Below are 14,036 nucleotides of genomic sequence, written 5' to 3'. Positions count from 1 at the left end.
GGCTGTGCCATGGAGCGCTCAGCTCACCACTCAATGGTAGCGAACAGATCGTCCATCGTCTCGGCGCGGCGGATCATCGTCACGCTGCCGTCCGGGTGCAGCAGGTACTCAGCGCTGCGGAGCTTGCCATTGTAGTTGAAGCCCATGCTGTGCCCGTGTGCTCCGGCGTCGTGAATCACGACCACGTCGCCGCTTGCCATTACAGGCAACTCGCGGTCAATGGCAAATTTGTCGTTGTTCTCGCATAGTGAGCCAGTCACGTCCACAGCCTTGGTGGGCGCATCCCCTGGCTTGTTCAGCGCGGTGATGTGGTGGTAGCTGCCATACATGGCGGGGCGCATCAGGTTGGTCATGCAGGCGTCCAGGCCCACGTAGTCCTTGTACTTGCCGGTGACGTGACGCACTTTGCTGACCAGATAGCCGTACGGCCCGGTCATCACGCGGCCACACTCGAAGCTCAGGCGCAGCGGATCAAGGCCAGCGGGCACGATCATTTCCTCGTATAGGGCACGGATACCGTCCGAGACTTCCTGGTAGCTCATGGCCGCTTGCTCGGGGCGGTAGGGAATGCCGATGCCACCGCCCAGGTTGACGAACTCCAGCTGGATACCCAGCTCGTCTTTGATCCGCACCGCCAGCGTGAACAGCATCCGGGCTGTCTCGATGATAAAAGAGGCGTCCAGCTCGTTGCTGGCGACCATCGTATGCAGGGCAAAACGCTTCACGCCCCTGTCACGGGCGATGCGGTAGCAATCCAGCAACTGCTCGGAGGTGACACCGTACTTGGCCTCCACTGGGTTGCCGATAATCGCGTTACCCGTTCGCTCAGGGCCGGGGTTATAGCGGAACGACAGCAGTTCGGGCAGCTGGCCCACGGCGTCTTCCAGCGCCTGAATGTGGGTGATGTCGTCCAGATTGATGATGGCTCCCAGCTCGGCGGCACGGCGGAACTCCTCAGGCGGCGTGTCGTTGGACGTGAACATGATGTTCTCGCCGGTGATGCCCACCCGCTGCGAGAGTTCGAGTTCCGGCAGCGAGGAGCAGTCGGCCCCGAAGCCTTCTTCGGCCAGGATACGGATCAGCGCCGGGGTGGGCGCGGCCTTGACGGCGTAGTAGTTCTTGAAACCGGGCGACCAGCTGAACGCCTGCATAAAGGCGCGGGCATTTTCACGGATGCCCTGCTCGTCGTAGAGGTGAAAGGGCGTGGGCAGTTCCTGGGCCAGTTCGGTCAGGCGCTGATGGGTGGTGGGGAGGGTTTTTTCAGGCACGATGGCTCTCCAGTTTGAGATGACGGGTGCAGCCGACAAGGAACTGAGAGCGTTTTAGCTCTCTGCTCTTAGCTCTAAGCCAAAATTTCAGGTTGTCACGGATGCTCTGTACCGCAGCTTCGATGTTCTCGCGGTGGCCGAAGGCACTGAAGCGTACGTATCCCTCCCCTGCCGAGCCAAAGCCCGTGCCGGGGGTGACGACCACCTGGGTCTGCTCAAGCAGCTGATCGAAGAACTCCCAGCTGCCCAGGCCGCCGGGGGTCTTCACCCACAGATAGGGAGCGTTGTCGCCGCCGGTCACGTCCAGCCCCAGCTCACGCAGCGCAGCGCGGATGATCCAGGCATTTTCCATGTAGTAGGCGACCAGTTCACGGCTCTCGCGCTTGCCGGCGTCGCTGACGGCCGCCACGCCGCCCGACTGCGCGATGTTGCTGGCCCCGTTGAAAAAGGTGCTCTGGCGGCGGTTCCACATGCGGTTCAGCTCGCCGTCCTCGCTGTCCTCGGTCCGCAGTGCATAGGGCACCACTGCCCAGCCTAGACGTACCCCGGTAAAGCCGGAGAGTTTGCTGAACGAGGTCAGTTCAATGGCGCACTCTTTGACCCCTTCGATTTCATAAATGGAGCGGGGCAGCTCGGGGTCCGAGATGAACTCGGCGTAGGCGGCGTCAAAGATAATGACTGCGCCGTGCCCACGGGCATACTCCACCCAGGCTGTCAGCTGCTCACGGGTCGCCACCGCTCCGGTGGGGTTGTTGGGGCTGCACAGGTACACCACGTCCACTTTTTCTGCGGGGGGCGCGGCGAACCAGCCGTTTTCGGGGTTGCCTTCCAGCAGGGTCAGGCCAGTGTACACTCCGGCGTTGGCGTCGTATTCGCCGGTGCGGCCTGCCACCACGTTGCTGTCCACATACACCGGGTAGGCCGGGTTCTGAATGGCGATCACGTTCTCCTGCGCGAACAGGTTCTGGATGTTGGCGGCGTCCGCCTTGGCCCCGTCGCTGACAAAGAGTTCACGGGGGTCCAGCGCCACACCGCGCTCGGCGTAGTAGGCCACCAGGGCTTCACGCAGCTCGGTCTCGCCCTGCTCGTCGCCGTAGCCGGTGTAGGTTTCACGCTGACCCAGGGCGTCTACCCGGCCATGCAGACCCGCCAGGATGGTGGGGGTCAGCGGTTCGGTGGTGTTGCCGATACCCAGACGGTGAATCGCCTGATCTGGGTGCGCCGCGCTGTACTCGCGCACGCGGCGACCTATTTCAGGAAACAGGTATCCGGCAGACAGTTTGCGGTAGTTGTGGTTGAGTTTTGCCATAAGCGTTCTCCTTTGATAAGCAGAGGATGGATAAATTCGGTGAGCTGAAGGGGAGGGTTTTAGCCTTGTACACGGGGCTCTCTGCCGACGCTTTTGCGCCGCAGGTCTAGTCCGCGCAGACTGGCCAGAATCTGCTCACGGTGAGCCTCATCTTCCAGGGTGGTCATGGGCAGGCGGAAGATTTCCTCGCACCAGCCGTACTCGGCCAGGGCCGTTTTGACGGGGATCGGGTTGGTTTCGCAAAAGCAGGCGCGGAAAAAGTCAGCCAGCTCGGTTTCGATGGCGCGGGCCGCTTCACGTTCGCCGCGCAGGGCGTGGGCCACCATGCGGCTCATCTGCTCAGGCACGATGTTGCTCGCCACCGAAATAACGCCGTGTCCGCCCGCTTCGATCAGATCCAGCACTATGTTGTCGTCGCCGCTGAGCGCTGCGAAATCCGGCAGCTGCTCCCCGATCACGTCGCTCATCTGGCGCAAATTGCCGCTGGCTTCCTTGACCGCCACGATGTTGGGGCAGTCGCGGGCCAGACGGGCGAGGGTGGGCGTCTCGACGTTTACAGCCGTGCGGCTGGCGATGTTGTACAGGATCACGGGGATGTTGATCGCATCGGCCACGGCTCTAAAGTGCTCGTACAAACCCTTTTGGGTGGGCTTGTTGTAATAGGGATTGATCAGCAGCACGGCGTCTACCCCACTCATTTCGGCATGCTGGCTGAGGCGGATCGCCTCGGCGGTGGAGTTGGATCCAGTGCCAGCGATCACAGGCACGCGCCCGGCAGCCTGACGCACGGTCAGGTCCACCACATGGTCGTGCTCGTCATGGGTGAGGGTCGGGCTTTCGCCAGTGGTTCCGCAGGGAACCAGGCCGCTGATGCCGGATTCGATCTGCTACTCAATCAGGTCGGCCAGCGCGGCTTCATCGACAAATCCGTCGCGGGTAAAGGGGGTGATCAGCGCGGTGTACACGCCACTCAGGTTCAGCTGCTGCACTTTGCTCATGGGGCTCCTCCGAAGATGGATCTGGATCTGGGACTGCTTCGATTCTTCGTATCGTTCTGGCGTGGCACACAGCCCGCACAGGCCAGAAGTGGATTCGGGTCCGAGGTTATCCGGGACCTGCGGGGGCGGGAATGACTTTGTAGAGGTCGGGCCAGCTGAGGCCAAAGGCCAGAGGCAGATCAACAAAATCTCCGGATAACCTCTAGCGTTTTCGCGCTCTGGTATCCGGAGTCGGTTTAAGTTTGGGGGAGTGGGAAGCAGAGTCTGAAAATACATCGTCCAGCAGCTGTTCCAGGGTAAAGAACCCTCGGCGGCCCACCACCCACTCGGCACTCTGCACGGCGCCCGCCGCAAAGCCTTCGCGGGTGCGGGCGCGGTGGATCAGCTCGACCGTGTCGGCAGGACTGTCGAAGATCACCATATGGGTGCCAGGAATGGCCCCACCCCGCGTGCTGCTGAGGTGCAGTTCTTCGGGTCGGCGCACGCGGTCCAGCCGCGCCGTCTGCACCTCTGACTGACGTGCCCACTCTGATTGCACCGCCTGGGCCAGTTCCAGGGCCGTCCCACTGGGGCTGTCGGCCTTGCCCGCATGGTGAAACTCGTGCAGCAGAGCATCGTACTGCGTGAACGGCGCAAACAGCCCCGCCGCGTGCGCGGCCAGCCGCGAGAACAGCCGGACCCCGATAGAGAAGTTGCCTGACCAGACAATGGCCGCGCCGGTACCTTGTAGCTCCGCCTGGATGGCGGGCAGGTCGTCATACCAGCCCGTCGTACCGACGACGGCCGGAAGGCCCGTGCGCCCGTAGAACAACAGATGCTCCTGCGCTGTGGCCGGAACCGAGAAGTCAATCACGGCGTCTACCTGCTCCAACAAATCGGAACCCAGCGCAGACGCCGTGGCTTCGGGAGCATGGGGGTCCACGATAGCCGTGACCCGGTGACCCCGCTCTTCGGCCAACCGGTGAACGATGCGGCCCATGCGCCCATAGCCCACCAGACCCAGGCGCAGAGCGCTCGGGGCAATTTCGGTGATGGCAGGGTCAGCTTGGGTCATAGCAAGAGTCCGGAACGCGGACAGTATAGAAAATGCCTCACTCGGGTGTCCGGATGGGCTGACCGACAGGCGGGGAGTTCTCGCTTGGGCCTTGCTTCATGAGTCTTTGGCGACTCACGCTTTCCCCATGCAACCCACCTCTACTTCATAGGTCAATCGTGTGACGGGGAGAGTCTACAGACATGAACGAAATGAAATCAATTGCACTGTTGACGGTAGCGGCGCTTGGTCTGGGTCTGGGAGCCTGCGGCAAAATGCAGATGCCACCCAGCGACCTCGTAGAAGTGGCACCGACCAGCCCAGCTCTGCTGCAGGGGACCTGGGCAGGTACCCTGACCCAGCTGAAGGCAGACGGTGCGGCGGCACAGGGTAGGGACCCGCTTCTCAGAACGACACTGGCCGCAGATGGTAAACAGGCCTTCAACGTAGCTGGAACTGCGGAGTACGAAGACAAAGAGTGGACGGTGACCGGCAAGCTGGACTTGGGCGATGATCTGCGGGTTGCCGCGCAAGCTGAAGAGGAGGCTGATTACGGCCTACGTGGCCAGCTGCAGCTCAAGAATGACACTCAAACCGTCACAGTGTACGTCTTCGGTGAACTGGATAAAGACGGCAAACTGATAAACAATCTCTACAACGCTGAACTGGAGCACCCTGAACTGGGAATCATTGGCGGCACGCTGACTCGCCGCTGAACACAGCTTCTACCCTTACCCAGCAAAGACTGAGAGGCATTCAGTCAAACTACGGTTCTTGTCCAAAAGTGCCATGTTCCAATCTCAGCTGTTCGGATTTAGGTGATCGGCAATCAAACGCTTTAACTGTTCCACATCATTTGAGATGACTTCACAGAAGCGCTCGGCCTGCTCGATGCCCTGGAAACGTTCCGGGCGCTCCGGGTCGCGGCCCACCGCTTCGCGGACTGTCTCACCGAACTTGGCGGGCAGTGCCGTCTCCAGGCAGACCATCGGCACACCAGGGCGGCGGAACTCCTCGCCCACCAATACCCCGTCGGCAGTATGGGGATCAATCAGGCGGCCAAACTGCCCATCCACCTGCCGAATGGTCGCCAGGCGGTCTGCGTGGGTGCTGCGCCCGGAGCGGAAGCCGCTGGCCTGCACCGCGTCCCAGTGCGGCGTGCCGCCGAGCGAGACCGGGCGGCCCGCGCCTACCTCATCCCACCACCCGAGCGTCTGGGTCGCGTCGCCACCGCTGATCAGATACAAGTAGCGCTCGAAATTGCTGGCCTTGCCGATGTCCATGCTGGGGCTGCTGGTCACCGCCACCCGCTCGGCAGAGCGCACCTGGTAGACCCCGCCCGAGAAGAAGTCGTGCAACACGTCGTTCTCGTTGCTGGCCACCACCAGCTGGCCGATCGGCAACCCCATCTGCTGCGCCAGATAGCCCGCAAACACGTTCCCGAAGTTCCCGCTGGGGACACAAAAATCAGCCTCGGCCCCCGGCGGCAGCCCCAGCGCAAAATAGCCTTTGAAGTAATACACCGCCTGCGCCAGCACCCGCGCCCAGTTGATACTGTTGACGGCTCCAATGTCGTGCCTCGCCTTGAATTCGGCGTCGGCATTTACCGCTTTGACCAGATCCTGGCAGTCGTCGAACACACCCTCAACAGCGATATTGAAGATGTTCGGCTCGTTCAGACTGAACATCTGTGCCTGCTGAAAGGTGCTCATGCGGCCCTGCGGCGAGAGCATAAAGACGTTGACCCGCTCCTTGCCCAGCATGGCGTACTCGGCGGCGCTGCCAGTATCGCCTGAAGTCGCGCCGAGGATGTTGACCCGCTCGCCGCGGCGGTCCAGCACGTATTCGAAGGCATGACCCAGAAACTGCATCGCCATATCCTTGAAGGCCAGCGAAGGGCCGTTGGACAGTTCCAGCAAGGCCGGGCCCGAGTCACCCAATGGGGTCAGCGGCGTGATTTCCTCGCTGCCGAATACTTCGGGGCGGTAGGTGGCGCGCAGCAGCTTACGCAGGTCGGCTTCGGGAATGTCGGTGATGAAAGGGCGCATCACCTCGTAAGCCAGCTCAGCGTAGGGCAGCGGGCGCAGCCGCTCCAGCTCGGTGGCGCTGAAGGTCGGAATCTGCGCAGGCATCGCCAGGCCGCCGTCGGGCGCGAGGCCCGAAAGCAGCACGTCAGAAAACGTGCCAAGGCACTGGTCGCCGCGGGTAGACACGTACTGCATGGAGAGGATTGTAGCGGCTAGATCAGGGCAGAATAAGCACCAGATCTCCTCACAAGTTCTCGTTATCTCTGGCCTACCCGCTTCCGGCAAAACCACACTGGCTGAAGCGCTCACGACCCAACTCCACCTTCCATTGGTGACACGCGACGGATTTAAGAGTGTTCTCTTTGAATACCTTCCTGACCTCTCCCCAGAGGGCGCTGGTCCTGTCAGCTTTGGGCTGATGTGGGATGTCGCCGAACTCAACATGCAGGCGGGTACTGATTTCATTCTAGAAACGCACTTTTACAGGCCGCAAAGCGAAAACATCTTGAGTGCAATGGCCACCAAGCATGGAGCACAACTGACACAGATTTACTGCCATGCCCCACTGACCGAACTGAGCCGCCGCCACGCTATGAGGGTAGCTTCGGGGCAGCGTCCAGGCATTGACCGCCCGTTTGACTACGCCAAACTGTCCCCACAGGCTTGCTGGGAGCCCCTCGCTTTGGTTGATGTCCCCCTTCTGAGGCTGGATACCACTGATGGGGACATGTTGGCGACTGCTCTCAAGTGGTTACGCGAGCTGCATTAAAACCAGACCTACCATCACTCTCTACCGCCCCCGAATGCGTTCGAGCAGCGCCGTATACCGCTCCTCTTTCTGCGCCGCTGCCGCCCGCGCCCAGGCCGAGGCGCTGCCCACCGCATGGAACTCCTCACGGGCACGGGTCAAGGCGGTGTAGGCCAGGTTGCGCGACAGCATCGGCATGTGCGCCTCGTGCAGCACGCCAATCACGGCGGGCCACTCGCTGCCTTGGGCGCGGTGAACCGTCAGGGCATAGCCCAGTTGCAGGTTGAACAGCTCCATGCCGCCCAGCTCCACGACGTTACCGTCGAAGTCCACCAGCAGCCGGGCGCCGCGCTCTTCCAGCACGGTGCCCAGCGTGCCATTGAAGACCTCGTTTTCGTAGTCGTTTTTGGTCTGTACCACCACGTCTCCGGCGCGGGCCAGACCGTCTGCGCCCACCCGCACGCCGCCTTCACCAGGGTTGAAGGTCTGCTGCAACACGGCATTCAGCCGCTCAACGCCCAGCGGGCCACGCCGCATCGGCGAGAGCACCTGCGCCCGGGTAGGGCCGCCCAGCTCGCGCAGCAGCAGGGCCACCCGGCGGGCGCCTACGTCCGGCTCGACTTCGGTGAGGCTCAGCTGGGCGCGGACGTCATCGTCATCATTCACCCGTTGCCACTGGGGCGGCTGGGCCTGCAGCAAGCGGTGCGCCGCGCCAATGATCGGGTTTTCGGCGGCCTGACGGTACACTTTGTCCAGCCGCACGGTGGTCGCTGCCTGGGTCAGCGCCCGCAGCGGCAACCCCGCGTCGATCGGGGGCAATTGATCGGTATCCCCCACCAGCAGGATGCGGGCACCAGGGGCCACCGCATTCAGCAGGGCCAGCATCAGGCCGTCACCCATCATGGAAACTTCGTCCACGATAATCAGGTCGTAAGGGGCCGGTTCCAGGTGATTGTGCCTGAATCCATTCGGGCCGTAGCCCAGCAGGCGGTGAACGGTGTGGGCGTCACGGCCCGTCACCTCGCCCAGCCGCCGCGCCGCCTTGCCGGTGGGGGCGCACAGGCCCACTTCCAGCCGCAGGTCCTCGGCCACTTCCACCACCGCCTTGGTGGCGGTACTTTTGCCGGTGCCGGGGCCGCCGGTCAGCACGACCAAGCGCTGCTCACGGAGCATCTCCAATACGCTGCTCTGCTGATCACTCAGGCCGATGCCCGCGCCGGGCGGCACATCCCACTCTTCCTGTGGCGGGGTCGCCAGCAGGGTACGGATCAGCCGGGCCAGCTTCTTCTCGCCGCGCAGGGCGTGCGGCAGATAAATGCGGTCCTCGCCGTCCGCGCTGGTGTCCAGCTTGAGGCGGTCCAGCTCCAGGGCGCGGCTGACCGCCTCGTGTGCCAGTTCTTCGGATACGCGGGTGTAGTAGACCACGCCTTTTTCGGCGCGGGCGCGGGGCAAATAGCTGTGGCCCCCGGTGCTGGCCGCCAGTTGCAAGGCGTACACAGCGGCGGCGGTCAGGCGCCGGGGGTCGGTCAGGGTCATGCCGCCCTCGCGGGCCAGTTTGTCGGCGGTCAGAAAGCCGATGCCCTCCACCTCGGTCAGCGCGTACAGGTCAGCCTGCAGGGTTTCGGGCGCTGTTTCCCCAAAGTGCTTCAGCGCCCGCTGCGCCTGGCTGATGGTCAGCCCCAGCCCCTGCAGGGCGGCCAGGGTGCGCCGCTCCTGGCCTTGCTCACCCCAGCTGGAAATCATCTTGTGTAGCGTAGAAGCTGAGACGCCCGGGACTTGCAGCAGTTTCTGGGGGTCGTCTTCCAGGACGTCGAAAGTGGCTGCCCCAAAAGTAGAGGCGATCCGCCCGGCCAGCACTTTGCCCACGCCCCCCACGCGGGCCTGGAGGTAAGCCGCCACACCCTCTTCACTCAGGTCGGCGGGCTGGGCAGACAGCACCAGGTTCAGCACCCGGTACTGGTAGCCATAATCCTTGTGTTCCTCTAACTTGACCAGCGCCTTGAACCCGTCGCCCACGTCCAGCGGCGGCATCAGGCCGACCACTGCCGCGTCCTCGTCCTCGCCGTAGGGGCCGGTAATGTCGGCGCTCATGACCGTAAAGCCGCTGTCGGCCCGGAACCGCACGCGCTGCACCGCGCCCTGAATATCGAACGGCTCGGCGGGAAGGTCACTGGGCATGAGGATCTATTGTAAATGGTTCGCCAGTGCGGAAAGGGACGGCGGTGAGAAAGCGCTGCTTTGCCTGGCCAGGCACCGTGTCCAAGTTCATCAGTGCTCAGCGCGGCGGAGGTCTTTCCAGAGAAGGCCGCCACCCGGCTGCAACGGGCCTGCGGTTCCGGCGATGTCGGCTGCGTAGATATCTACAAGATCCGGAACTGGCAAAACGATGTGGCGTCCCTGCCGCTCCGCCTCGGCCACAGCTCTGGCATACAGCTCAGCGCGGCGCTGTGGGTCAAATTCAAGCTGCGCCGCGTCCAGCCAGCGATTCAGTTGCTCTCCTTCAAAACCCGCTTGGTCAGCCAATGGAGATTCAGAGTGGTAAAAGGTGCGTAGCAGATCATCCGGCTCTGGAGCGTCGGATTGAGCGCCCACATAGGCCAGCGGCGCGCTGCGGCTGGGATCGTTGGGGACCGCCTCCAGCACGAACTTCGGGTTCAGCCGGAGCAGATCCTGCACCAGCAGTTCCAGCACCAGCTTGCCATACCAGTTGCCATAGGCTGCGATGAGGCGAAAACCGTGTTCCCAGGCCTGACCGTCATGTGCGGCGCGGCAGTGAGACTCGGCAGCCACCAGATCCTGCATAGGAAAAGAGGGAGCGTCCGGCCCCGGCCACCACCCGTTGGGCAACATGGCCGCGCGGCATCCTGGGTGGCAGTCCAGCTCTCGGCCAGCAGTGGACGCAGTTCCCGGTAACTCCCCGGTGCCCAGGCCAACAGCGGTTCATAGATGTTCAGGCTGAGCTGTGGATCTTCTCCGTCCAGGGCCAGCAGTGGCTCACCAGGGGCCTGCAACAGACCGCTATAGGGCGCGAGTTGCCAGACGAAGCGCTCCGGGTGAAGGCTACTTTGTGAGGCTGACCCTGCAGAAGACTCCGCCTGCGACTCGGCACAGCCCACCAGCAGCAAACTTGGCAGAGTCGCCAGAGTTACCGCCAGCAGGAGAGGTCGCCACACGCCGCCTAATTAAAGCATTTGACAGAAATGAGCGAAGCGTTTCCGTCCGACTTGCAAAGCTGCGAAGCAGAGCAGGGCGAGTGAGATCAAATGAGCAGGACGGAAAATGGAGCGAGCAAGCGTGCCTTTCTCTTGCTCGCGTAATTTGGAGAACTGCTCTATGGCGACTCTCCGGCACCTCCTTCCTTCCTTTCGTTTGCCCCTCCATCTGCCAGACTGCGGACCATGACGCTGCTGCACGAGGAACCTGTCCGCTTCCGGGTGGGCGAAGAACAACTGATCGGCCTGCTGCACCTGCCCACCGGCGAGAAACCCGCCCAGGGCTGGCCTGCACTGTTGATGTTGCACGGCTTTACTGGGCACAAGGCCGGTGATCACCGCCTCCACACCCTGTTTGCCCGGCACATGGCGGCGCGGGGCGTGGCCACGCTGCGTTTCGACTTCCGGGGCTACGGCGACTCTCAGGGTGACTTCGCGGCAGTGACTCCAGCCCGGCAGCTGGAAGACGCCGGGGCCGCCGCCGAGTGGTTGCGTGCACACCCTGATACCGACCCACAGCGCCTGATGCTGCTCGGTCACTCGCTCGGCGGCCTGCTGGCGGCGCAGGCGGCGGCCGACCTCGCCCCGCACCGCCTGGCACTGTGGGCCCCGGCGCTGCCCGATTACTTTCTGCGCTACTTGCCCGGAGGCAGCTTGCCCGCCGGAGTGCAGGATATCGGCGGCTGGCCGCTGGGCCGCCCCTTTCTGGAGGAGGTGCTGCGGCTGAACCCGCTGCGTGCGGCCGCAGCATGGGGCGGTGTCGCTGCCATCTTTCACGGGGACGCCGATGAGGAATGTCCCCACAGCTGGGGCGAGCGCTACGCTGAGGCGCTGGGGCCGGGCACCGAGCTGGCGCTGATCGAAGATGCCAACCACAGCTTCGACGACCTGGACCATCTTCAGACCCTGTATGCCCTGACAGGCCGGTTTCTGCTGGGCGAGGCCTTGGACTAAGCACATGCTTTTAGCCGGCATTCATCTTCGGAGCCGCTCAGCAACCCAGGGCCGCCCGCCCACGTAACTTGGGGTATGAACAAATTGATTATTGGAGGCCTGCTGACTGCCGCCCTGCTTGGAAGCGGAGCCACCGCCCAGACTGCGCCCGCTTCTCCGACTCCCCCTGCCGTACGTGCCCCGGCAACCCCGGCCCCATTGCTGCTGACCGCGCCCACCGGCACCTCCGTCACCTTGCAGGAGAACAGCACCCTGGAAGTGGAGTTGGAAGACATCCAGGCCACCGGGGCCGCCGCCGACATACTGCGCCCCAAGGACATCCGTGAGTTGCGGTCCCTGTTCGGAGAAATGTCAGGCATGGACATTCCCGGCAGCCAGATGCTGTACCGGGTGGGTCAGGTGTTCCCGGACGGCTCACGGGAACTGATCATCACGGCCACCACCGAAGTGCCTTCCGAAGATGGAGAAGGCAGCGAAGACCTCACCTTCAGCATGATTCAGACGGTAGAGAAGAGCGGCAAAATCACGGCGCTGCGCCTAGAGTCCGCAGATCCGGTGGTGCAGGCCATGTTCAGCGACCTCCCCGAAGACGTACTGAGCAGCATGACGCCCGCAAATGGACTGAACGTGTACGGCTTCCCGCTGGTCAAAGGCCACAGCGTGACCAAGACCGAGACAGTGGACATGCAGGCCCTGCTGGGTGGAATGCTGGGCGGCCTACTGTCGGCTGCCGAGGACCTGCCCGCCGACGAGCAAGCGGCCGTGGCCGAGGTGTTCAGCTCCATGAAACTGGAACCCATGGTCATCACCACGACCACCACCTACCAGGGAGTCAACCGTGCTGGCAACCATCTGTTCAGCCAGAAGACCAATACTCAGCCCTGGAGCATGAAGTTCAGCGGCGAATTGCCTGAAGGAGCAGGGGACTTCGGCTTCGAAATCACCTTGCAAGACATCTCCGGCAGCGCTGGTGAGCTGGTCTACCGCCCAGACGGCCTGCCCGTACAGATCAATCAGGCGCAGGAATTGCGCGCCATGATGACCTTCAACATCACCGGCGAAGAGGCCGGCAGCGTCAGCATGGCCATGCGAATGAAGATCGCCAGCAAGCTGCAGGCCGAATAAGCCACCTTAGAAGGGCTCCCAGCCCTGGCCTGCGGGCCGCTGGGGGCTTTTTTCGTCTCTGGATGATCTGGTGCGCCACTCACTTGCCCCGTTGGCTCCACACCGCGCAGGCCCACGCGTTATTCTTTCTGTTATGCGCGTACTTCACACCGCCGACTTTCATGCTGGGCGGGCCCTGCGCGGCTATGACCGCACCCCCGAAATCCACGCGGCCCTGACCGAGATTGCCGAGCTGGCCGAGAGTGAAAAGGTAGACGCTGTACTGATCAGCGGCGACCTGTTCGATACTGCCAACCCCAGCGCCGACGCGGAAAAGGCCCTCTTTGACTTTTTCCTGCGGCTGCGCTCGGCAGAGATTCCCAGCGTCGCCATTGCCGGGAACCACGACTCCAGCGCCCGGCTGGCGTCCGTCACGGGGCTGCTCGGCTGGGTGGGCGTACAACTGGTGGCCGAGGTCACGCCGCGCCCCGGCGACCTGATCCGCAGCATTCAGACCAAAGGCGGCGAAACGCTGACCGTGGGTGCCCTCCCCTACCTGTCCGAGCGGCGGCTGGTCAAAGCCGCCGACCTGCTGGGCGGTGAAGTAAGTGACTGGCGGCAGAAATACCGTGAGGGCATGGAATTTTTCCTGGGCAAGCTGGCCGCTGGGTTTCAGCCAGGGCACGTGAACATGCTGATGCTGCACGCCACCCTGGACGGCTCACAGCCGAGCGGGTCCGAGAAGACCATGCAATTTCACCTGGATAACGCCTATACTCTGTCCCCAGAGAACCTGCCGCGCGCCGCGCAGTACGTGGCGATGGGTCACATCCATCGGCCGCAGCAGGCCGGGAGTGCCCCACTGGCCCACTACCCCGGCAGTGTTATCCAGCTGGATTTTGGCGAGGGCGGCGAGAAGAAACAGGTCAATCTGGTAGAAGTATCGCCCGGTCAGCCTGCCCGCGTGATTCCGATTCCGCTCGGCAGTGGCCGCGAGCTGCGGACCATCCGGGTGCCGCTGGATCAGGTGGAGGCGCGGCTGGAACGTGAAAGCCAGAAAAAAGACGGCGCGCTGCTCAAGGTGCTGGTCGAGGCCCCCGCTGGCACGGCAACTGCGGGCCTGAAAGACCGGGTGCTGAGCGCCCTGCCCTCGGCGCTGGCGGTGGAACTGAGTGCCCTGCAAGAAGACCTGGCCCTGCCCAGCCTCAAGCGCGAGTGCCTGAGCCTGCTGGAACTGTACGAGCGCTACTGGCACGAGAAACGCGGCGAGTTGCCGGACGATCAGCGGGCAGCCTTCAAAGAAGCCCATGAGGCCGTGCAGAGTCACGTAGAAGCAAGCGGGGAGGAAGTGGCATGAGGAGGGAAAAAAGCAAAGCGCAGCGT

At 63.1% G+C, this 14,036-nt stretch carries 12 protein-coding genes; 5 read left to right on the top strand and 7 right to left on the bottom strand.

The genetic code is table 11. From position 1 onward, the window contains the following. Nucleotides 1–23 precede the first annotated feature (23 nt). The 4 genes from LMT64_RS01760 to dapB form a co-directional block, all read right to left on the bottom strand. Nucleotides 24–1,268, bottom strand: a complete 1,245-nt coding sequence (locus LMT64_RS01760; RefSeq protein WP_126352001.1) for a diaminopimelate decarboxylase family protein — start codon at nt 1,266–1,268, stop codon at nt 24–26. Further along, nucleotides 1,261–2,577 carry an LL-diaminopimelate aminotransferase gene (locus LMT64_RS01755; protein WP_126352002.1) on the bottom strand — a complete coding sequence of 439 codons (1,317 nt, stop codon included), beginning with the start codon at nt 2,575–2,577 and terminating at the stop codon, nt 1,261–1,263. The genes LMT64_RS01760 and LMT64_RS01755 overlap by 8 nt, the downstream gene beginning before the upstream one ends. Before the next feature lie 59 nt (nt 2,578–2,636). After that, nucleotides 2,637–3,461 carry a 4-hydroxy-tetrahydrodipicolinate synthase gene (gene dapA / locus LMT64_RS01750; RefSeq protein WP_211334178.1) on the bottom strand — a complete coding sequence of 275 codons (825 nt, stop codon included), beginning with the start codon at nt 3,459–3,461 and terminating at the stop codon, nt 2,637–2,639. A gap of 316 nt (nt 3,462–3,777) precedes the next feature. Further along, entirely contained in the window at nt 3,778–4,629 is an 852-nt protein-coding gene (gene dapB, locus LMT64_RS01745) for a 4-hydroxy-tetrahydrodipicolinate reductase (RefSeq protein WP_126352003.1), read from the bottom strand. Nucleotides 4,630–4,820: 191 nt separating this feature from the next. Between dapB and LMT64_RS01740 the strand changes: the two genes are divergently transcribed. After that, the gene (locus LMT64_RS01740) at nt 4,821–5,324 is read left to right on the top strand and encodes a hypothetical protein (RefSeq protein ID WP_126352004.1); all 504 of its coding nucleotides are present in this window, start codon (nt 4,821–4,823) and stop codon (nt 5,322–5,324) included. A gap of 84 nt (nt 5,325–5,408) precedes the next feature. Here LMT64_RS01740 and thrC read toward each other — a convergent pair whose 3' ends face one another. Continuing rightward, nucleotides 5,409–6,830: a threonine synthase gene (gene thrC, locus LMT64_RS01735; RefSeq protein ID WP_126352005.1), complete on the bottom strand. Its 1,422-nt coding sequence runs from the start codon at nt 6,828–6,830 to the stop codon at nt 5,409–5,411. Between thrC and LMT64_RS01730 the strand changes: the two genes are divergently transcribed. Continuing rightward, nucleotides 6,829–7,404 carry an AAA family ATPase gene (locus LMT64_RS01730; protein WP_229253285.1) on the top strand — a complete coding sequence of 192 codons (576 nt, stop codon included), beginning with the start codon at nt 6,829–6,831 and terminating at the stop codon, nt 7,402–7,404. The genes thrC and LMT64_RS01730 overlap by 2 nt on opposite strands. A 21-nt stretch (nt 7,405–7,425) precedes the next feature. Here LMT64_RS01730 and recD2 read toward each other — a convergent pair whose 3' ends face one another. Beyond that, the gene (gene recD2, locus LMT64_RS01725) at nt 7,426–9,561 is read right to left on the bottom strand and encodes an SF1B family DNA helicase RecD2 (protein WP_126352006.1); all 2,136 of its coding nucleotides are present in this window, start codon (nt 9,559–9,561) and stop codon (nt 7,426–7,428) included. Nucleotides 9,562–9,651: 90 nt separating this feature from the next. Next, nucleotides 9,652–10,233 carry a periplasmic substrate-binding domain-containing protein gene (locus LMT64_RS01720; protein WP_148103224.1) on the bottom strand — a complete coding sequence of 194 codons (582 nt, stop codon included), beginning with the start codon at nt 10,231–10,233 and terminating at the stop codon, nt 9,652–9,654. 548 nt (nt 10,234–10,781) lie between these two features. Between LMT64_RS01720 and LMT64_RS01715 the strand changes: the two genes are divergently transcribed. From LMT64_RS01715 to LMT64_RS01705, 3 genes are all read left to right on the top strand, one after another. Further along, nucleotides 10,782–11,549: an alpha/beta hydrolase gene (locus tag LMT64_RS01715; RefSeq protein ID WP_126352009.1), complete on the top strand. Its 768-nt coding sequence runs from the start codon at nt 10,782–10,784 to the stop codon at nt 11,547–11,549. A gap of 75 nt (nt 11,550–11,624) precedes the next feature. Further along, nucleotides 11,625–12,674, top strand: coding sequence for a hypothetical protein (locus tag LMT64_RS01710; protein WP_126352010.1), 1,050 nt, complete (start codon nt 11,625–11,627; stop codon nt 12,672–12,674). Between the two features lie 133 nt (nt 12,675–12,807). Beyond that, a complete protein-coding gene (locus LMT64_RS01705; protein ID WP_229253284.1) occupies nt 12,808–14,010 on the top strand; it encodes a metallophosphoesterase family protein in 1,203 nt (400 codons plus the stop codon). Nucleotides 14,011–14,036: the final 26 nt, after the last annotated feature.

It is taken from the genome of Deinococcus radiophilus (genome assembly GCF_020889625.1).
GTDB lineage: Bacteria > Deinococcota > Deinococci > Deinococcales > Deinococcaceae > Deinococcus > Deinococcus radiophilus.
Note: the sequence above shows the minus strand (reverse complement) of the source record. Positions and strands in the feature narration are given on the sequence as shown.